The sequence below is a fragment of the Streptomyces sp. NPDC107498 genome, assembly GCF_055582805.1.
The window spans coordinates 222,223-241,867 of the sequence record NZ_JBVJPE010000011.1; the positions used below are offsets into that span (position 1 = coordinate 222,223).

16 protein-coding genes are annotated in these 19,645 nt (G+C 72.4%); 9 read left to right on the forward strand and 7 right to left on the reverse strand.

Annotation, left to right across the window (positions count from 1 at the left end):
• Positions 1-50 precede the first annotated feature (50 nt).
• Complete coding sequence (locus ACZ66Z_RS21180; protein WP_469936253.1) at positions 51-3,746, reverse strand: hybrid sensor histidine kinase/response regulator; 3,696 nt, start codon at positions 3,744-3,746, stop codon at positions 51-53.
• Positions 3,747-4,089: 343 nt separating this feature from the next.
• Between ACZ66Z_RS21180 and ACZ66Z_RS21185 the strand changes: the two genes are divergently transcribed.
• A complete protein-coding gene (locus tag ACZ66Z_RS21185; RefSeq protein ID WP_469936090.1) occupies positions 4,090-4,317 on the forward strand; it encodes a DUF5133 domain-containing protein in 228 nt (75 codons plus the stop codon).
• A 157-nt stretch (positions 4,318-4,474) separates the two neighbouring features.
• Here the strand turns inward: ACZ66Z_RS21185 and ACZ66Z_RS21190 are convergent, their stop codons facing one another.
• Together ACZ66Z_RS21190 and ACZ66Z_RS21195 are read right to left on the reverse strand one after the other, a co-directional pair.
• Positions 4,475-4,636, reverse strand: a complete 162-nt coding sequence (locus ACZ66Z_RS21190) for a DUF5670 family protein (RefSeq protein WP_469936091.1) — start codon at positions 4,634-4,636, stop codon at positions 4,475-4,477.
• Positions 4,637-4,723: 87 nt separating this feature from the next.
• Positions 4,724-5,113 (reverse strand): hypothetical protein, encoded by a 390-nt coding sequence (locus ACZ66Z_RS21195; protein WP_469936092.1) that lies wholly within the window; start codon positions 5,111-5,113, stop codon positions 4,724-4,726.
• 105 nt (positions 5,114-5,218) lie between these two features.
• Here ACZ66Z_RS21195 and ACZ66Z_RS21200 point away from each other — a divergent pair, with 105 nt between their 5' ends.
• Positions 5,219-6,811, forward strand: coding sequence for an FMN-binding glutamate synthase family protein (locus ACZ66Z_RS21200; RefSeq protein ID WP_469936093.1), 1,593 nt, complete (start codon positions 5,219-5,221; stop codon positions 6,809-6,811).
• 32 nt (positions 6,812-6,843) lie between these two features.
• Positions 6,844-8,574, forward strand: coding sequence for a thiamine pyrophosphate-dependent enzyme (locus ACZ66Z_RS21205; RefSeq protein WP_469936095.1), 1,731 nt, complete (start codon positions 6,844-6,846; stop codon positions 8,572-8,574).
• A 173-nt stretch (positions 8,575-8,747) separates the two neighbouring features.
• Here the strand turns inward: ACZ66Z_RS21205 and ACZ66Z_RS21210 are convergent, their stop codons facing one another.
• Positions 8,748-8,963: a hypothetical protein gene (locus ACZ66Z_RS21210; RefSeq protein WP_469936097.1), complete on the reverse strand. Its 216-nt coding sequence runs from the start codon at positions 8,961-8,963 to the stop codon at positions 8,748-8,750.
• Positions 8,964-9,208: 245 nt separating this feature from the next.
• Complete coding sequence (locus ACZ66Z_RS21215; protein ID WP_469936098.1) at positions 9,209-9,577, reverse strand: PRC-barrel domain-containing protein; 369 nt, start codon at positions 9,575-9,577, stop codon at positions 9,209-9,211.
• A 245-nt stretch (positions 9,578-9,822) separates the two neighbouring features.
• Between ACZ66Z_RS21215 and ACZ66Z_RS21220 the strand changes: the two genes are divergently transcribed.
• The 5 genes from ACZ66Z_RS21220 (at position 9,823) to ACZ66Z_RS21240 (ending at position 13,169) form a co-directional block, all read left to right on the forward strand.
• Positions 9,823-9,996, forward strand: coding sequence for a CsbD family protein (locus tag ACZ66Z_RS21220; protein WP_469936100.1), 174 nt, complete (start codon positions 9,823-9,825; stop codon positions 9,994-9,996).
• A gap of 224 nt (positions 9,997-10,220) precedes the next feature.
• Positions 10,221-11,702 carry a SulP family inorganic anion transporter gene (locus ACZ66Z_RS21225; RefSeq protein ID WP_469936102.1) on the forward strand — a complete coding sequence of 494 codons (1,482 nt, stop codon included), beginning with the start codon at positions 10,221-10,223 and terminating at the stop codon, positions 11,700-11,702.
• Between the two features lie 121 nt (positions 11,703-11,823).
• Positions 11,824-12,375 carry a YciI family protein gene (locus ACZ66Z_RS21230; protein WP_469936104.1) on the forward strand — a complete coding sequence of 184 codons (552 nt, stop codon included), beginning with the start codon at positions 11,824-11,826 and terminating at the stop codon, positions 12,373-12,375.
• A 204-nt stretch (positions 12,376-12,579) separates the two neighbouring features.
• Positions 12,580-13,002 carry an STAS domain-containing protein gene (locus tag ACZ66Z_RS21235; RefSeq protein ID WP_469936106.1) on the forward strand — a complete coding sequence of 141 codons (423 nt, stop codon included), beginning with the start codon at positions 12,580-12,582 and terminating at the stop codon, positions 13,000-13,002.
• On the forward strand, positions 12,999-13,169 hold the full coding sequence (locus ACZ66Z_RS21240; RefSeq protein ID WP_469936108.1) for a hypothetical protein: 171 nt from the start codon (positions 12,999-13,001) through the stop codon (positions 13,167-13,169). The genes ACZ66Z_RS21235 and ACZ66Z_RS21240 overlap by 4 nt, the downstream gene beginning before the upstream one ends.
• Positions 13,170-13,253: 84 nt before the next feature.
• Here ACZ66Z_RS21240 and ACZ66Z_RS21245 read toward each other — a convergent pair whose 3' ends face one another.
• Entirely contained in the window at positions 13,254-14,066 is an 813-nt protein-coding gene (locus ACZ66Z_RS21245; protein ID WP_469936110.1) for a DUF6042 family protein, read from the reverse strand.
• 253 nt (positions 14,067-14,319) lie between these two features.
• Positions 14,320-18,543, reverse strand: coding sequence for a S8 family serine peptidase (locus ACZ66Z_RS21250; protein ID WP_469936112.1), 4,224 nt, complete (start codon positions 18,541-18,543; stop codon positions 14,320-14,322).
• Between the two features lie 91 nt (positions 18,544-18,634).
• Between ACZ66Z_RS21250 and ACZ66Z_RS21255 the strand changes: the two genes are divergently transcribed.
• Positions 18,635-19,588 (forward strand): helix-turn-helix domain-containing protein, encoded by a 954-nt coding sequence (locus ACZ66Z_RS21255; RefSeq protein WP_469936114.1) that lies wholly within the window; start codon positions 18,635-18,637, stop codon positions 19,586-19,588.
• Positions 19,589-19,645: the final 57 nt, after the last annotated feature.

The following is a 19,645-nucleotide window of genomic DNA, read 5'->3' on the forward strand; positions in this document are numbered from 1 at the left end:
GCGGGGCCCGCCGCGGGGCGCGGTGCGGGTCGGTGGGCGGGGGCACGGGACTATCCGTCGTTCAGCCAGCGGCTGACGCAGGCGATGAGTTCGTCGGCGTCGACCGGCTTGGTCACGTAGTCGCTGGCGCCCGCGGCGAGGCTCTTCTCCCGGTCGCCCGGCATGGCCTTGGCGGTGACCGCGATGACGGGCAGCTCCGCGTACTGCGGCATCTCCCTGATCCGCTCGGTCGCCGTGTAGCCGTCCATCTCCGGCATCATCACGTCCATCAGGACGAGGTCGACGGCCGCGTGCGCGAGGAGCGCCTCGATCCCCTTCCGGCCGTTCTCGGCGTGCAGCACCGTGATGCCGTGCAGCTCCAGGATGCCGCTGAGGGCGTAGAGGTTGCGGGCGTCGTCGTCGACCACGAGGACGGTGCGGCCGTGCAGCGTGGTGTCGATGGTCTGCGGCTCCGGGGCCCGGTGCTCTCCCCTGACCAGGGGCACGACGTCGCCGGGCTGCTCCGCGGACAGGTGCAGGGCGATCCGCTCGCGCAGCTCGTCGAGGCTGGAGAGGAGCTCCAGCGGCCGTCGGCGGGCCAGCTCCTGGAGGGCGCGTTCCTGGTCGGCGGCGAGCCGGCGGTTGTTGTGGGCGAGGACGGGGACGGTACGCAGGGCCTCGTCCCCGTCCACGGCGTCCAGGAAGCGCAGGGCGTCGCCGTCCGCCATGTCGACGTCGAGCACGACGCAGTGGAACGGCTGGGTGGCCAGGGCGGCGGCGGCCTCCTGGGGGCCGACGACCGCGATCAGTTCGACGTCCTCCCGGTCGGCGCGGCCGCCGTCGGCGGCGAGTTCCGTGACGGCGTTCTCGGCGACGAGCGCGAGGAGCCCGCGCGGGCGCTCCTCGATCACGAGGAGGCGCCGCGTCGGCCGGGCCCAGGGCGTGCCGGGGCGCGCGGGGAGGGCGGGGGTCCCGCCCTGGTCCGGCGCCGCGGCCGGGAGGCTCCTGCGGCCGTCCGCCGCCGGAGTGGCGGGGGCGGGCTGCTCCGTGAAGTCGGGGCGGGTGACGGGCAGGTAGAGGGTGAAGGTGCTGCCCTCGCCGGGGGTGCTGGCGACCGTGAGGGCGCCGCCGAGCAGGTAGGCGATCTCACGGCTGATGGACAGGCCGAGGCCCGTGCCGCCGTACTTCCGGTTGGTCGTCCCGTCGGCCTGCTGGAAGGCGCCGAAGATCGCCTCCAGGTTCTCGCGGGCGATGCCGATGCCGGTGTCCCTGACGCGGAAGGCGACGACCGGGCCGCCCCGGTGGACGGTCGCCGGGAGCTCGTCGTCCGACACCGGTTCGATGCGGAGTTCGACGCCGCCGTGCTCGGTGAACTTGACGGCGTTGGACAGCAGGTTCCGCAGCACCTGCCGGAGCCGGGAGTCGTCGGTGACCAGGTCGACGGGGACGCCGGCGGCGGTGGAGACCGTGAAGGCGAGGCTCTTCTGCGAGGTGAGGGGGCGGAAGGTGGCCTCGACGTAGTCCAGGAGCTTGCGCAGCGCCACGCGCTCCGGATTGACGTCCATCTTTCCGGCCTCCACCTTGGACAGGTCGAGGATGTCGTTGATCAGCTGCAGCAGGTCCGAGCCGGCCGAGTGGATGATGCCGGCGTACTCCACCTGCTTGGCCGTGAGGTTGCGGGTGGGGTTCTGGGCCAGCAGCTGGGCCAGGATCAGCAGGCTGTTGAGCGGGGTGCGCAGTTCGTGGCTCATGTTGGCCAGGAACTCGGACTTGTACTTCGAGGCCAGCGCGAGCTGCTGGGCGCGGTCCTCCAGCTCCTGCCGGGCCTGCTCGATCTGGAGGTTCTTGGCCTCGATGTCGCGGTTCTGCGTCGCGAGCAGGGCCGCCTTCTCCTCCAGTTCGGCGTTGGAGCGCTGCAGCTCCTCCTGCTGCACCTGGAGCTCCTCGGTGCGGGAGCGCAGTTCGCCCGCCAGACGCTGGGACTCGTCCAGGAGTTCGTCGGTGCGGACGTTGGCGACGATCGTGCTGAGGTTGACGCCCACCGTCTCCATCAGCTGCTCCAGGAAGTCCCGGTGCACGGAGGTGAAGGGGCTGAAGGACATCAGCTCGATGACGCCGAGCACCTGGTCCTCGACGACGATCGGCAGCACCACCAGGCTGCCCCGGGACGTCCGGCCGAGTCCCGAGGAGATGACGACGTAGTCGGCGGGGACGTTCTCGGCCGCGATGGTGCGGCGGCTGCGGGCGGCCTGTCCGACGAGCGACTCGCCCAGCCGGAAACGGTCCTTGCCCCGGTCGTCGGCGGGTCGGCCGTAGGAACCGACGAGCCCCAGCTCGACGCCGCCCGCTCCCTCCTCGGCCAGGTAGAAGGCGCCGTACTGGGCGGCCACGAGCGGGGTCAGCTCGTCCATGACGAGCTCGGCGACGACGGCCAGGTCGCGGTGGCCCTGCATCAGCGCGGAGATCCGCGCCAGGCTGGACTTCAGCCAGTCCTGTTCCTGGTTGGCCCGCGTCGTCTCGCGCAGCGAGCCGACCATCGCGTTGATGTTGTCCTTGAGCTCGGCCACCTCGCCCGACGCCTCGACGGTGATCGAGCGGGTCAGGTCGCCCTCGGCGACGGCGCTGGCGACCTCGGCGATGGCGCGGACCTGTCGGGTCAGGTTCCCGGCGAGCTCGTTGACGTTCTCGGTCAGCCGCTTCCAGGTGCCGGAGACGCCCTCCACCTCGGCCTGGCCGCCCAGCCGGCCCTCGCTGCCGACCTCCCGGGCCACGCGCGTCACCTCGGCGGCGAACGAGGACAGCTGGTCGACCATCGTGTTGATGGTGGTCTTCAGCGCCAGGATCTCGCCGCGGGCGTCCACGTCGATCTTCTTGGAGAGGTCGCCGTTGGCGACGGCCGTGGTGACCTGGGCGATGTTCCGGACCTGGCCGGTCAGGTTGCTCGCCATGGAGTTGACGTTGTCGGTGAGGTCCTTCCAGGTGCCGCCCACGTTCGGCACCCGGGCCTGGCCGCCGAGGCGGCCCTCGGTGCCCACCTCCCTGGCCACTCGGGTCACCTCGTCGGCGAAGGACGAGAGCTGGTCCACCATCGTGTTGATGGTGTTCTTGAGCTCCAGGATCTCGCCCCGCGCGTCCACGGCGACCTTCTTCGACAGGTCGCCGTAGGCCACCGCGGTGGCGACGTGGGCGATCGCCCTCACCTGCGCGGTGAGGTTCCCCGCCATGGAGTTGACGGAGTCGGTCAGGTCGCGCCAGGTGCCGGAGACCCCCTGCACCTCGGCCTGGCCGCCCAGCCGGCCCTCGGTGCCCACCTCCCGGGCCACCCTGGTCACCTGCTCCGCGAAGTTCGAGAGCTGGTCCACCATCGTGTTGATGGTGTTCTTGAGCTCCAGGATCTCGCCCCGCGCGGCCACGTCGATCTTCTGGGAGAGGTCTCCCTTGGCGACGGCGGTGGCGACCTGGGCGATGTCACGGACCTGGGTGGTGAGGTTGCCGGCCATGGCGTTGACCGAGTCGGTCAGATCGGCCCAGGACCCGGAGACGCCGGGCACCACGGCCTGCCCGCCCAGGGTGCCCTCCGTGCCGACCTCGCGGGCCACCCGCGTCACCTCGGAGGTGAACAGGGAGAGCTGGTCGACCATCCCGTTGAAGACGGTGGAGATCTCGCCCATCAGGCCGCCCGCCTCGTCGGGCAGGCGGGTGCCGAAGTCGCCGTCCCGCACCGCCGTGAGACCGGCCAGGAGCTGTCGGAGCTCGGGCTCTGCCACCGCGCCCGGCTCCGGCCGCCCCTCGATCGAGGAGCCCTTGATCGTCGTCTCAGACACGCCTCATCCTCGTTCGCCTCCGGACATCCGTTCACGGGCCGTACGGACCCGTTCACATGCCGTGCTGCCCGTGCTCTCGTGACGGCTCCGGCCTCGACCGTTGCCGTACGGCAATGGTGACGACCCTACCCTTCCGTGATCGACAGGAGGAGAGCGGTGCCGCGTCAGGCGGCCGGAACACGACGTCGAGCGGCTTTCGGACGTTCCCCCGCATGCGACGCCGGAGCCCGGGTACACGGCGCGTCGAGCCGGGCGGTCGATGCCCTGCCTACGAAGGGAGTAGCACGTGCTGATGGCCCATCCCGCGGTCCTGCGCAACCTCATCGAGCAGTACGAGGCGCTCGAGGTGCTCCGGGCGGAGAACGGCAGCGACGAGGTGCGGCAGCGCATGGACGACCTGGCGTACACCCTGTGCGTCTCCACCGGCACGCGTGACGTGGACGCGGCGCTGATCGCGGCTCGCCACCGGCTGCCGGGCGTGCGTCCCGAGGACGACTCCGTGCTGACCGCCTGAGGGCACGACTGAGCCCGGCCCCCTCCTTCCGGAAGGAGGGGGCCGGGCTCAGTGGTGCCGGGGGGTGAGGCCACTCCGTGAGCGAGGTCACTCCGTGAGGGGGTTCACACCGTGGTGGGTTCGCACCACGGACGAGTTCGCACCGCGGGCGGTCCGCCTACCAGCGGTACCAGCGTCCCGTGCCCCCCTTCGGCCGGGCCACGAAGCCCAGCAGCCACAGGACGAGCACGATCACGGCTATCCACCAGAGCGCCTTGACGGCGAAGCCGAAGCCGAAGAGCAGCAACGCGAGAAGAAGAACCAGCAGCAGGGGAACCATGTGCGTCGACCTCCTGGAATGACGTTTGTTCAGGAACAGGTGAACGGGGTGTACGGCCGGCAGGAAGAGGAGGACGTCCGCAGTCCCTCAGAAGCGGCGTTCGAAGAAGAGGGCCACCGGGCCGCGGCCGCGTCGCCCCGCCCGCCGTCCCAGCGCGTACGCGGCAGCGGTGATCGCGGCCGTCGCGCCCACGGCGGCACCGGCCGTCACCGCGTCGAGCGAGCGGACGGCGGTCCACGGCCCGCCCCCGGCGCCACCGGGCCCGGGCGCGGCCGGTGCGATCGCACGGATCTCCTCGGCCGTCACGGTCGGCAGGAACCGCAACTCCCCCATGGTCACCGGTTCGTGCGTCCCCGTGGTGTCCACGCGCCCCTCCCCGGCGCGGTCCGTGCCGCGCGGTGTGCCGGCACGGTCCGACACCGCGTACGGGCCGAACCGGCGGAAGGGGTTCTGTCCACTCTTCTCCGAAGCACTCATGGGAATCCGTCTCGCCGGACTCTCCTGCCGCAAACCTCGTCCGTCCCGCCGGGCGCCCTCCCGGCGGCACGCTTGTGCCGACCGATCCGGGACAGACGGCCCCGCATGGTGACGCTTCTTCTCGCCGGTCTCCCGGTCATCGCCGCCCTGGCCACCGGCCTCCTGGCCGTCCTGGTGTCCCCGTGGTGGTGGTGCGCGGCCGGCCCCTCACTCCTGCTCGCCGCGGCGGCGTCGTACGACCTGCTCCAGCGGCGCCACTCGATCCTGCGCAACTACCCGGTCCTGGGACACCTGCGGTTCGCGATGGAGAAGATCCGCCCCGAGGTGCAGCAGTACTTCGTCGAGCGGAACGTCGACGGCGCCCCCTTCGACCGGGACACGCGCTCCATCGTCTACGAACGGGCCAAGGGCACCGACGCCGAGGACCCCTTCGGCACGGAGCTGGAGCTGGACCGGCCGGGCACCGACTACCTCGTCCCCTCCATGTCCCCGCGCCCGGTGCCCACGCGGCCGCCCCGGGTCCGGATCGGCGGCCCCGACTGCACCAGGCCCTACGACATGGCCCTGCTCAACGTGTCCGCGATGAGCTTCGGCTCCCTGTCGGACCGGGCGGTCCGGGCCCTGAACGAGGGCGCCCGGCGCGGCGGCTTCGCCCACGACACCGGTGAGGGCGGGATGTCGGAGCACCACCTGGCCCCCGGTGGGGACCTGGTCTGGGAGATCGGCACGGGTTACTTCGGCTGTCGTACGGAGGACGGCGACTTCGATCCGGAGAAGTTCGCCGAGAAGGCCGCCCTCGACCAGGTCGCCTGCGTCCTGCTGAAGATCAGCCAGGGAGCCAAGCCCGGCATCGGGGGCGTGCTGCCCGGTCCCAAGGTCACCCGGGAGATCGCCTCGGTCCGGGGCGTCCCCGAGGGCCGCACCGTGCTCTCCCCGCCGTACCACCGCGTCTACCGGACCCCCAGGGAGCTCGTGCGCTTCCTGGGCCGGATGCGGGAGCTCGCCGGGGGCAAGCCGGTCGGATTCAAGCTGTGCGTCGGATCGCGCCGCGAGTTCCTCGCCGTCTGCAAGGCGATGCTGGAGGAGGACGTCACGCCCGACTTCATCGTCGTCGACGGGGCCGAAGGCGGCACCGGGGCCGCGCCGTTGGAGTTCGCGGACACCGTCGGGCTCCCCCTCACCGAGGGGCTGACGACGGTCCACCGGGCCCTCGTCGGCACGGGACTGCGCGACCGGATCCGGATCGGCGCCTCCGGCAAGGTCGCCACCGGCAGCGACATCGTCAAGCGGTTGATCCAGGGCGCCGACTACACCAACTCCGCCCGGGCCATGATGTTCGCCCTGGGGTGCGTCCAGGCCCAGCGCTGCCACACCAACACCTGCCCCGTCGGGGTCGCCACCCAGGACCCCCGGCGCGCCCGGGCCCTGGACGTCGAGGACAAGGCGCGCCGCGTCCAGCGCTTCCAGGAGGCGACCGTCAAGAGCGCCCTGCAGATCATGGCCGCCATGGGCGTCGACGAACCGAGCGGCCTGACGCCCGACATGCTGCTGCGCCGGGTCGATCCGGACACCGTCCGGTCCCATGCCGACCTGTACACGCCGCTCGAAGCCGGACAGCTCCTCATGTCGGCGTCGGTCCCGTCTTCGTGGGCAGACGACTGGAAGGCGGCCCACCCTGACCGGTTCGCCCCCCGGTGACCCGGTCGTCGCCCTTCGTGAAAGGAGACCCCATGACCCGTACCGTCGCCCAGGTGATCGTCGACGGTCTCGCGGACCTCGGTGTCGACCACGTCTTCGGCGTGGTCGGCGACGCCCTCAACCCCCTCACCGATGCCATCCGGGTCACGGACGGCATCGAGTGGACCGGCTTCCGCCACGAGGAGGCCGCGGCCTTCGCCGCCGGCGCGCACGCCCAGCTGTCGGGCGAGCTCGGCGTCTGCATGGGCACCGTGGGGCCGGGATCGGTCCACCTCCTGAACGGGTTGTACGACGCCGCCAAGAGCGGCGCCCCCGTCCTGGCCATCTGCGGCCAGGTGCCGTTGTCGGAAGTGGGAGGCGACTACTTCCAGGAGGTGGACAACGACCTCCTGTTCCGGGACGTGGCCGTGTACCGGGCCACGGTGACCTCCCCCACCCAGATGCCGAGGCTGCTGGAGTCCGCGGTGCGGGCGGCCGTGACCCGCCGGGGCGTGGCGGTGCTGACCGTCCCGGGCGACCTCGGCGACCAGAAGGTCGAGGACGACCGGCCGCCCAGGTTCGCGCTGCCCCGCCCGGCCGTGACCCGGCCCGACGACCCGGCGCTGGCCGAGGCGGCGGAGGCGATCGCCGCCGGCTCCCGGGTCACCCTGCTCGTGGGTCGCGGTGCCCGGGACTCCCGCGAGGAGGTGCTGCGCACCGCCGAGCTCCTCTCGGCACCGATGGTGCTCACGCTCAAGGGCAAGGAGGGCTTCGAGGAGGACAACCCGTACGAGGTCGGCCAGACGGGCCTGATCGGCAATCCGGCCGCCGCCCACGCCCTGGACACCTGCGACACGCTGATCCTGCTGGGCACCGACTTCCCCTACCGCGACTGGTACCCGGACGACTGCCGGGTCGTGCAGATCGACGTCCGGGAGGAACATCTGGGGCGCCGGGTCCCGGTGGACGTGGGGCTGGCCGGGGACGTCGGCGCGACGCTGCGGGCCCTGCTGCCGCTGCTCGCCCCGATCGACTCCCGCACCCACCTCGACGAGGCCCGCGAGCGCTTCCTGCGGTGGCAGGAGGGCCAGGCCGCCCTGGCCGACCCCGCCCACGACAAGCGTCTCCTCGGGCGGGTGCGGGCGGTGTTCGACAACCGGGTCGAGGAGATCCGTCCGGAGGCACTGGCGGCGGCGGTGGACCGTCACGCGGCCGACGACGCGATCTTCACCTCCGACACCGGCATGGCCACGGTCTGGCTGTCGCGTTTCGTCAGCATGCGCGGCAGCCGCCGACTGATCGGCTCGTACAACCTCGGCTCCATGGCCAACGCCATGCCCCAGGCCATCGGCGCCCAGCTGTGGGCACCGGACCGGCAGGTCGTGGCGTTCTGCGGCGACGGCGGCCTGAGCATGCTGCTGGGCGACCTCATGACCATCCGGACCGAGCGGCTGCCGGTCAAGCTCGTGGTCTTCGACAACCGCCGTCTCGGCATGGTCAAGCTCGAACAGGAACAGGCCGGGCTTCCCGAGTTCGGGACGGTCCTCGACAACCCCGACTTCTCCGCCGTGGCCGAAGCCCTCGGGATCCGCGGCATCCGCGTCACCGAACCCGCGGAACTGGACGAGGCCGTGCGCCAGGCGCTCGCCGATCCCGGGCCGGTGCTCCTGGACGTGGTGACCAACCCCTCCGAAGTGGCCGTGCCCGGCAAGCCGACGGTGGCCCAGGGCTGGGGCTTCGCCATCGCCAAGATCAAGGAGAACCTCCCGTCGGGCGACGGCTGAGCGGTGTCGCCGCGGTGAGCCCGGCGCCCGGCCACAGGTGGGGGAACGCACCGGCCGGGTGCCGGGTTCCTGATGGTTTTCGGCCCGGGACGGAACACGTGTTCCGTCCCGGGCCGAAAACCATCAGGAACCCGGTGAAGGGCTCGAACCCGGCGAAGGGCTCCGCCCTCCGCTCAGGCCCGGCCGTTCTCCGGATCCGTCCCGCTCGCCCGCCGCCGCGCGTCCTCCTGCGCGCTTCGGCTGGGCGAAAGGGCGTCGGCCGCCTCGCCGTCCCGGTCGTCGTCCTCCCGCAGGTCCGTCTCCGCCTCCTCGACCTCCTGGAGGACCTCCTCGGCCGCGGTCTTCGGACGGCCACCGGTCTGCGACGCCTCACGGTTTCCCTGGGACATGCCTCTCCTCCTCGGTCTTTTCTCGTACACGTCCCCGCTACCCGCCGATCCGTGGTTCACCCCGGGCGCTTTCGGAATCCACCCCGCGCTCTGGATGTGCGTCCCGGCGCTTTCGGCATTCGCCCCACCGCTTTCGCCCGTTCTCCTCGGGCCGGGAAAGAACGGGGCCGGAAAGCACGGGGCCGGGAAAGCACGAAGGGAGGGCCCGAACTCGTCGAGTTCGGGCCCTCCCTTGACACGGGGGTTCAGACCATCGGGCCTCCGAACGGGCCCCCCAGTCCGTAGTACGCGCCCAGTTCACGGCGGTAGTCGGAATCACCGAGGTGCTTGTCGCGGTGGAACTCGGGAGCGTCCTTGACCTGTTCCTTCGTCCGGTCGACGAAGATCTTCCGCTCGTCCAGGTCGATCCGGACCACGGTGGCGGCCGGCAGGAGGACCTCCTTGCCGAAGATCCAGACCCCGGTGTCCACGACCAGGTAGGCGTCGTCGACCTCGTCGGAGTGCTTGTCCACCTTCCCGATGCTGCCGTCGATCGCCTCGACCCCGTAGCCGGTCAGATCGGTGCCGGCCAGGTGGCCCGCGGTCGACTTGTAGCTCCACACGTGCTCAGTCACGCGAAAACAACTCCTCCGGTGGACGGGGACGGCCTGCGAATCGCGGCCGTTCTTCTCTTCCGTGTGCGTTTCACCGCGGGCCCGGCCCGCTTGGACTCCGCTTGCCCCGGCCCCGACGGCTCATGCACCCGATCTCGGGTGCGACAGGAGGAAGGAAATCAATTTCCCTTTCCGGGTTTGTCGTCGCGCTTTCCGGCCAGGAGTCTTCTCGTCAGATGTGCTGAACGGAGAAGGAGTGATCGTCCGTGTCCGGTGAGCAGAAGATGAAGGCCAAGAGCGAGCAGGCCAAGGGCAAGGTCAAGGAAGCGGCCGGGCGGATGACCGGTGACGAGCGCCTCGAGGCGGAGGGCCGGGCCGACCAGGCGAAGGGCGACGCGCGCGGCGCCAAGGAGAAGGCGAAGGACGCCTTCAAGCACTGACGCCACGAACGCACGGACCGCGTCCGGCAGAGAAGGGGCGGCCCCGCCACGGCGGGCCGCCCCTCTGTCGTACCCGCACCCGCCCCCTTCCCCCAGGGCCCGTGTTCCGTCGGGGCTCGACGCCGGTACCGTGGAGGGCCGTCCCCACTCCCGTACGCTCGCCTGCCTGTCGGCGGTGTGCCCGCCCGACAGGTCTGCCCGCCTTGCCCGACTCCGCCGTTTCCATGTCCCCGCGGCCGCGCTTCTCCCGTCCGTCCTGGCTGTCACCGAAGGTGCTGCGCACCGAAGTGCCGGCCGGCCTGGTGGTCGCGCTGGCGCTGATCCCCGAGGCGATCTCCTTCTCGATCATCGCCGGGGTGGATCCGGCGATCGGTCTGTTCGCCTCCTTCACGATGGCGGTCACGATCGCCGTCGTCGGCGGCCGGCCCGCGATGATCTCCGCCGCCACGGGGGCGGTGGCCCTGGTCATCGGCCCGCTCAACCGGCAGTACGGCTTCGGTCATCTGGTGGCGGCGGTCATCCTGGCCGGCGCCTTCCAGATCGTGCTGGGCGCGCTGGGCGTGGGCAGGCTGATGCGGTTCATCCCGCGCCCGGTGATGGTCGGTTTCGTCAATTCCCTGGCGATCCTGGTGTTCATGGCCCAGATTCCGCAGCTGTGGCACGTGCCGTGGGCCGTGTACCTCCTCTTCGCCGCCGGTCTGGCACTCATGGTCCTGTTCCCGAGGATCACCACCGCGGTTCCGGCCCCGCTGGTCTCGATCGCGATCCTCACGGTGATCACCGTCGCCGCGGGCATCACCGTGCCGACCGTGGGCGACGAGGGCGCGCTGCCGTCCTCGCTGCCCGTCCCCGGCCTGCCCGACGTGCCCTTCACGCTCGGCACCTTGGCCACCGTCGCCCCGTACGCCTTCGCCATGGCGCTCGTCGGACTGATGGAGTCGCTGATGACGGCTCAGCTCGTCGACGAGATCACCGACACCCGCTCCTCGAAGACCCGGGAGGCCGTCGGGCAGGGCATCGCGAACATCGTCACCGGCTTCCTCGGCGGCATGGGCGGCTGCGCCATGATCGGCCAGACCATGATCAACGTGAAGGTCTCCGGTGCCCGGACCCGCCTGTCCACCTTCCTCGCGGGCGCGTTCCTGATGGTGCTGTGCATCGCCTTCGGACCGGTCGTCTCCGACATCCCGATGGCCGCCCTGGTCGCCGTCATGGTCATGGTCTGCTTCGCGACCTTCGACTGGCACTCCGTCGCGCCCCGGACGCTGAAGCGGATGCCCGCGGGCGAGATCGTCGTCATGGCCGTCACCGTGGTGTGCGTCGTCGCCACCCACAACCTCGCCGTAGGGGTGGTCACGGGGTCCGTCACCGCGACGGTCGTCTTCGCCAGGCGTGTCGCCCGGCTCGCGGACGTCACCGCGGTCACCGACCCCGACGGCGGCCAGGTCGTCTACGCGGTCACCGGCCAGCTGTTCTTCGCCTCCTCCAACGAGCTCGTCGGCCGCTTCGACTACGCCGGCGACCCCGACAGGGTCGTCATCGACCTCTCCGCCGCCCACATCTGGGACGCCTCCTCGGTGGCGGCGCTCGACGCGATCGAGCACCGTTACGCCCAGCGCGGCAAGACCGTGGAGATCACGGGCCTCAACGGGCCCAGTGCCGGCCTGCACGACTCCCTCAGCGGCGGACTCACCCCGGCGGGCTGACACCGGAACCCGCACACGGCGCCCACCGCCCCGTCGGACGGACGGCGCCGCGCGCGGGGCGGAACGGCCCTCCGGGGAAAACCGCTCGACCCGGACGCCCGTGTGAGGAAATCTTCGGGAGATGGAATTCCTCTGCTACCACCGTGACCGGCCCGGCTCGCTGCCGCTGCGCCACGAGCTGAACGAGGCGCACTGGTCCTACATGGATCAGTACGCGAAGGAGATGATCGCCCGGGGCCCGACCTTCGCCGACGACGGCGAGACGCTCACCGGAAGCGTGCACATCCTCGACCTGCCGGATCCCGCCGCCGCCCGCGCCTTCGCGTTCGACGAGCCGAACTACCAGGCCGGCGCCTACCGGGACGTGATGCTGCGTCGGTGGCGCAACGCGCTGGGGCGCACCATGGGGGAGTTTCCCGGCGGCCGGACGGGCGGCAACCGCTACCTGGTGCTGGGCCTCGGCACGGGACGGGCCGCCGACCTCGACGTGCCGGCCGACCCGAACGAGCTGATCGCCTACGGGCCTCTGCTGTCCGACGACGGCGCCACCTGGCTGGGCACGGCGGCGCTGGTGCGGGCGCCGGACCCGTCCACGGCGCGCGCCGTCCTCACTTCGGACCGGTACGCCGCCATCGAGGTGCACGACTGGCAGTTCGGCGGGCGCCCGTCCTAGGGCCCGTCGTCTCCCAGGGCCTGTCGTCACGGTGGAAGTCCGGGGATCGCGCGGCGTTTCCGGACCGCGGATGCCGGCAGGGGCGCCCGTATGCCTCGTCCGGGTGGAATCTTTCCCCCTTGTCGGGGATCGGTGCTGGTCGCATGGGGTGAAAGGGCCGCGTGGCCCGTTTCCCGGGCCGGGCCGGAGGGCGTTGATGGGGATGTGAGCACCTCAACCACCGCCCCGATACTGGCCGCGTCCCTCACCGCCCCCGCCCTTCCCGTCGTGCACGACTCGGGCGCGGACACCGCGCCCGGCGTCATACTCATCGACTCCTGCACCACCCTCGGCGACACCCTGGTCGTCCACCTCGCCGGGGAGATCGACCGCTCCAGCGCCGCACCGCTGTGGGCTCTGTTGGCCTCGGCCGCCGACCACGGCTGCACCGGCCTCGTCCTGGACACCTCGCGGGTCACCTTCTGCGACTCCGGCTTCCTCGCCGTCCTCCGCTGGTGGCCCCGGCGCGGACGCCGTCTCAGACTGGCGAACCGCTCCCGGCCCGTTCAGCACCTCCTGAACGCGGCGGCCGCGGCGGGGCGGCGGCCGGCCCGGTCCGGTTCACCGACGGCAGCGATCACGTCATGACGTTCATGCTCCTGACCTGCGGCCCGATGCTCGCGGCGGTCCTCCTCGCGTACCGGGAACCCCGGGAGGCACGGCACCGCCGCTCCGCCGAACCGTCCCGGCCCGCACCTCGCAGGACCCTGGTCCACTGCCGCCTGGCACCCCCGCTCCTGCGCCCCACGGCCTAGACAGGGGAAGGTGTGGGGGCCCTGCCGGCTCGCCGGGCCCCCACACCTGTGCCACCGTCCCCACCCCGTCCGGCGCTTTCCCCGTCACGCGTCGTCGTTCACGACGATCGTCTCCACCCGGATCCCGTGGAAGTGGTCCCAGTCCATGACCAGGCGGAAGCGCCGATGGGCCTCCAGCCGTTCCGCGTCGGCGGGAACCCGCCCGCGTCGCACCTGGGCGTCGCCGGACTCCACGAGTTCCGCGAGGGCGAGACGGACGTCGTCGACGTCCTGGCCGGTGGCGGCCGCCAGGCGGTCCAGTGAGGTGAGGACCTCCTGAGGTTCACCCAGATCGTCGACCAGGTGCCGGATCAGCGCGTTGACGAGGGGGTCGGTGCGCATCGTCCAGCGCATCGAGTCGAGTCGCTCGGCGAGTTCGGCGTCCAGGGGCAGCAGGTCACCGGGCAGCGGCAGTGCGGCGGGCATCGACCAGCGGGGACCGTCCGGCGTTTCCTCACGGCTCGCCGGACCCCACGTCAGGTAGAGCTCGGACAGGTCCCGCACGGTCGTGGGCACCGGGAAGCCGGCGGCCGTGAGCACGGCGCCGAACGTCTTCCAGTTGTTCGCCTCGTATGCTTCGCGTCCCTCCGGCGCGGTCTCGTGGTCCCCCTCCTCATCGGGCCACGCGAACGTGAGCGCGGCGTCCAGGTCGCCGCCGATCATGTGCCAGTGGCCGTCGACGACCTCCTGCAGCAGGTCGTCCAGGGAGCCGGTGAAGTCGGGCTGGGCGGCGGTGCTGACCAGCATCGCCAAAGGGAAGCCCTGGCGGGGCAGGACGTGGTCCCAGCCCGAAGCCCACCAGTCGTTGTGCATCGCCACGTCCCGGCGCGGTCCGGGCACGGACGGGTTCTCGGTCATCCGCAGCTCTTCCTCGGAGGAGGGCCGAACGCCGACGGCGTACGCACTGTGGTGCACGCCGCGTTCTCACGCGGCGTGCGTCCCGGGCGCGGGGACGTCGACGACACCGTCCGGCTCGCCGTCGGCGCCGAGCGGTCACGCGCGCGAGCGCCGGCCCGGCCCGGGGCTTCCGGGCCGGGCCGGCGCTCGCACCGGTCGTGCGGTCGTACCCGTCATGCGCGGGTACAGTCGCACCCGTCACGCGCGGGGTGGGTCAGCGGCGCAGCTTCAGGCGGTGCACCCCGCCGTCGACCGTGCCGACGTAGAGCGTGCGGCCGTCGGGGGCGGCGGCCAGCTCGGTGGTGTCGGTGTTCTGCAGACCGCCCGAGATGTTCTCCCAGGTGAGGCCATTGTCGGTGCTGCGCAGTACGCCCCGGCCGCCCTGGACGAGTCCGGACGCGGTCGAGCCGGCGGTGGCCGCGTAGAGCGCTCCGCCCACCCGCAGCAGGTCCGCGACGTGGACCGCGAGCGGGCCGGTGTCCGCGGTGCGGAAGGTCCTGCCGTCATCGGTGCCGACCCGGACGGTCGATCCGCCGACGACCAGGCGCCGGCCGTCCATCACGATCGCGGAGACGGGGCCCTCGGCGACCTTGGTCTTGGTGACGCCGCCGTCGTCCGAGCGGTAGAGGCCCGAGGCGTTGCCGAGCCAGAGGCGCCGCGGGTCGCGCGGGTCACCGGCCATGGCGTCGAAGGACCTCTCGTGGAAGAGGTTCTTCCACGTCCTGCCGCCGTCGGACGTCGAGAACAGCCCGTCGCCGAAGATGCTCCTGAAGCTGATCGCCACCCGGTCCGGGTCGGCCGGGTGCACCAGGATCGAGGTCGGTATCTCCGACGACGTGCCCTTCACCCGCCAGGTCCGGCCGGCGTCACCGCTGCGGGAGACCTCGAAGAGGCCGGTCGCGGTGCGCCGGACCTGCCACACCACCTTGGTGTCCTCGGGCGAGACGGCGAGGTGCGAGGTGAGACGACCGGTCATGCCCTCCGCCCCGGACCGGCCCCACTCGGGGCCGGCGACGGGGATCGTGGTGCGGTAGGTGCCGCTCACCGTTCCGGCGAGCAGCTGGTCTCCGCCGACCGCGAGGGCGAAGGCGGTCAGGCCCTGGACGCCGATCCTCCGGTATCCGGTGCCGTCGGCCGAGCCGCGGTACAGGCCGTCCTGTTCGCTGGACACGGTCACCGAGCCGTCGGCCCAGCGGTCGTAGTCCATCGCGATGGCCGCCTTCGAGGGCGCGGGCACGGGCTTCCAGGTCCTGCCGTGGTCGCGGCTCACCTGCCCGGCGCCGAACAGCGCGCGCAGGTACAGGTCGCCGCCGGAGGCGGACAGTCCGTTGCCGCCCTGCGCCAGGGGCAGCAGGGTGGACCAGGTGCGGCCCTTGTCGTAGGAGCCGCGGACGCCCGTACCGGGGACGTACGCCGCCACCACGGTGGAGTCGGCCGCCATGCCGCGGATGGTGTTCACCGGCTCGTCGAGGACGAGGTGCGCCGTACCGGGGTCGCCCTTGCCGACGCCGTCGATCCGCCAGACGGCGTCGAAGGTCGCCAGGTACAGGGTGTCGCCGACGAGGGTCGCGTCGCGGACGTCACCGGTGACTCCGGTGGGGTACGTCGCCCAGCTGTCGCCCGCGTCCGTGCTGACCAGCAGCGTGCCGTCGACGATCGCGGCGAGGGTGCGGGTCTGCTCGTCCGCGACGAACCCGTCGATGTGCGCGTCGGGCACGTCGAGCCTGCGCCAGGTGCGGCCGTTGTCGTCGGTGCGCAGGATCGTGCCCCGGCGGGTGGGGTCGGCGGCCGTGTTCACGGCGTACCACCAGCGATCGGGGCGGCGGGCGTCGACCACGACCGCTCCGGTGCCGTTGCCGTCGGCGATCGGCAGCCTGCCGACCTGGCGCCAGTGGGCGCCGCCGTCGGTGGTCAGCCAGGGGGCGGCCTTCCGGAACTGGGTCACGACGGCCTGCTTCGGCCGGGCGGGCGAGAGCGCGACGTGACCGGCCTCGCTGTTCGGGCCGATGGGCTCCCAGCGGTCGCCGCGGCTGCCGGCGGGGGTGACCTCGAAGGCGCCGGTTCCGGTGATCCGTCGGCCGTCGGTGGTCGTGGCCCGCACGGCCAACCGGTGGGCACCGGCCGCCTTTCCGGTCACGTCGGCCTGGTAGTAGCCGGCGCCGTTCATGGTGGTGGGCAGCGTGAAGGCCTTGCCGTGCGGCGGCGTGACCCTGATCTCCGGCGGCGCGTTCAGGGCGGCCGGGGCGGCGACGTGCACGGTGGAGCGGCCGTCGCTCGGGTCGGGGGACGCCTGGACGACCAGGTGCCGGACGACGAGCAGGTACGGCACCCGGAGGGCGGGGCCTCGCGCGGGGGTGGCCGTGATCCGGCCGCTGATCTCCGTGTCGGTGGCCGGGCGGTCCGCGCGCAGGGTGACGTCGACGGTCGCCGACCCCCCGGCGGGGACGGTCACCCGCGGCGGGGACACGGTGGTGGGCCCGGTGCTGTCGAGGGCGACGGTCAGCGGCTTCCTGCCGGGGTTGGCCAGGCGCACCTTCGCGGTGCCGCCGACGGTCCGGTCCGCCAGGTCGGCGAGGCCGAACGACACGCTCGTCGGGGAGGCGATGAGGGTGGCCGACGCCGCGGCGGCCACGTCGAGCCGTCCGTTGCCCTGGACGGTGGGGCCGGTGCCGGCGAGCTGCTTCGCGGTGCCGACCAGTGCGGACCTGATCCCGTCGGGGTCCTGGTCGGGGCGCAGTTGGCGCAGCAGGGCGGCGGCTCCGGCGACCTGCGGGCTCGCCATCGAGGTGCCCGACATGCGGTAGACACCGGGTTCGTACATCGAGGTGGGGACCGAGGAGCGGATCTCCACGCCGGGTGCGACCAGGTCGGGTTTGAGTCCGAAGCCGGTGCCGGGTCCGCGCGAGGAGAACGAGGCGATCTCGTCGGTGGAGTCGGTGCCGCGCAGGGTGACGGACACCTTTCCGGCGGCCAGTTCGCGGCTCAGCTGGGCGTACTGGGTCGTGTCGATGCCCATGACGACCAGGCGGTCCATGCGCAACGAGTCGCCGGAGGCGGCGGTCCGGGCGAGGTCGGGGCGGGCGGGGGTCTCCCGGGCTTCGGCCGTTCCCCGGGTGGCGGCGAGCGCGGGTCCGTCGTGGTCCGGGAGGCCGCCGAGCACGGCGAGCGCGCCGCGTTTCTCGGCTTCGCGCGCCCAGTCGATGTCGCTCTGGCTCAGGACGTCCGTACTGGGCGGGACGAGGATGTCGGCCCGCAGGATCTTGCCCCGTACGTCACCGACCCGCTTCCAGTCCTCGGCGGTGCCCGCGCCGACGTCCACGAGCGGCGCGGTGACCGGTTCTCGGGGCGGGTTCGCGGACAGGACGCCCCGGTACGTCTGGATCAGTTCGGGCTCCTCGCCCGCCAGGTACGCGCTGGGGACCCGCAGTCCGCTGGTGGAGGCGCCGACCGCGATGACGCCGTCGGCCGCCGCCGGTGTGCTGACGGTGCCGCTGCCGGGTCCGGCGTTGCCCGCCGCCGCGACGACGACCACTCCGGCCCGCACGGCGGCGGTCGCCGCGCGGCCCAGCGGGTCGGTGCCGTCACCGGGGCCGCCGAGGCTCATGTTGATGACGTCGGCCGGATGGGGGTTGCTCGGATCGGCCGCGGCCTCGATGCCGGCGATGATGTCGGAGGTGTAGCCGCTGCCGTCGGCACCGGTGACCTTGTAGGCGAGCAGGCGCGCGTCGGGCGCCATGCCGGTGACGCCTCCCTTCCCGGCCGCCTTGCCCGCGACGATGCCCGCGACGTGGGTGCCGTGGCCGTTGTCGTCCATCGGGTCGTCGTCGCCGTTGGCGAAGTCGAAGCCGCCGACGACCTTGTGGCCCTCGCCGAAGCCGCCGCCCAGGTCGGGGTGGCCGTAGTCCACGCCACTGTCCAGGACCGCCACGACGGTGCCCTTGCCGGTGGCCTTCACCCCGGCCGGGTCCTGGCGCTTCCAGACCTCGGGCGCGCCGGTCAGCGGGACGCTGGTGTCCGTGCGCACCTGTATCCGGGTGTCGGGACGGACGGCGACGACGCCCGGCAACGCGGCCAGCCGTGCCGTCTCGGAGGCGGGCACCGTCATCGCCACGGCGTTGACGAGCAAGCCGAGTCCGCGGGGTGCGGCGGGGTGGAGTCCGGCGTGCCGTGCGGTCCTGACGAAGGTGTCCTGCCGTGCCGCCAGGGCCCGTCGGGCGTCGCCGACGGCGGAGGCGGTGCCGGCGGTCAGGGTGGTGAGCGAGCCGTCGGGGGCGGCTGCCACGGCGGCGTCTCCGGACAGCTCGACGATGACCCGCTGGTTCGGGTCGGGTGACTTCGCGGTCGCGGTGCCGGGTGTCGCGGTGAGCGTCCCGGCCAGCGCGACGGTGGTGACCGCGGCGGCCACCAGACGTCGGCTTCCTCGTGGGTTCTTGGCCATGGGGAGAAGTCCTAGCGCCGAAGTCACTCTCCGTACAACGGATCTTGGCGGCCCATTGCTGCACCTGGCACAAGTGGGCCAGGATCCGCACATGACGAACGAGCTCAGCGCGGCAGGCATCGATCCGTTCGACGAGAGCGTCTACCGGGCCGTGTTGGCCCGGCGCACGGCGGCCCCGGCCGAGCTCGCCGCCGACCTCGGCTGCTCCTCCCTCCGCGCCGCCAGGGCGCTGGACCGGCTGCACGACCACGGCCTGGTCGGGCGGCTCGCGGGGGTCCGCCGCCGGTACGCGGCGATCGAGCCGGGAGCCGCGGTGGAGTCCCTGGTGCGGAACAGGACAGCGGAGTTGGACCGGGTCCGTTCGGCGGCGGGCGAGCTGTCCCGCCTCTTCGCGGCGGCCCAGGCCGGCACCGCCGGGGAGGACGAGGTGGAGATCGCCACCGGCCGCGAGGCGCTCGGCCGCTGGTTCGTCCGCCTCCAGCAGGAGGCGCGCGAGGACGTCATGACACTGGACCGGCCGCCGTACGCGCTGACCACCTCCAATCCGGTGGAGAGCACGGCGCTGGGGCGCGGCGTGCGCTACCGCGCGGTCTACGCCCCCGAGGCGCTGGAGTGGCCGGGGGTGCTGGAGGACATCCGCGGACTCGTGCGCCGTGGCGAACAGGCCCGGGTGATGCCGGGCCTGCGGATCAAACTGGCCATCGCGGACCGCCGGCTGGCGCTGATGCCGCTCTCCCTGGACCTCGACGGCGTGCGCGCCGCGGTCATCCGCCCCTCCACGCTGCTGGACGCCCTCACCGACTACTGGGAGCTGTGCTGGAGACAGGCCCTGCCTCTCGACGCCCCCGCCGAGGACCCGCTCGGCGAGGAGGACCGCCTGGTGCTCACCCTGCTGGTCAGCGGCCTCAAGGACGAGGCCATAGCCCGCCAGCTCGGCTGGTCGGTCCGCACCATGCGCCGGCGCATGAGCCGCCTCCACGAACTCCTGGGCGCGGTGAACCGCTTCCAGGCCGGTGTCGTCGCGGCACGCCGCGGCTGGATCTGACCCGCCGCCGGGCCGGGGCCGACCAGCTGGCGGCGATCCCGCCCCCGGCCATGAGCG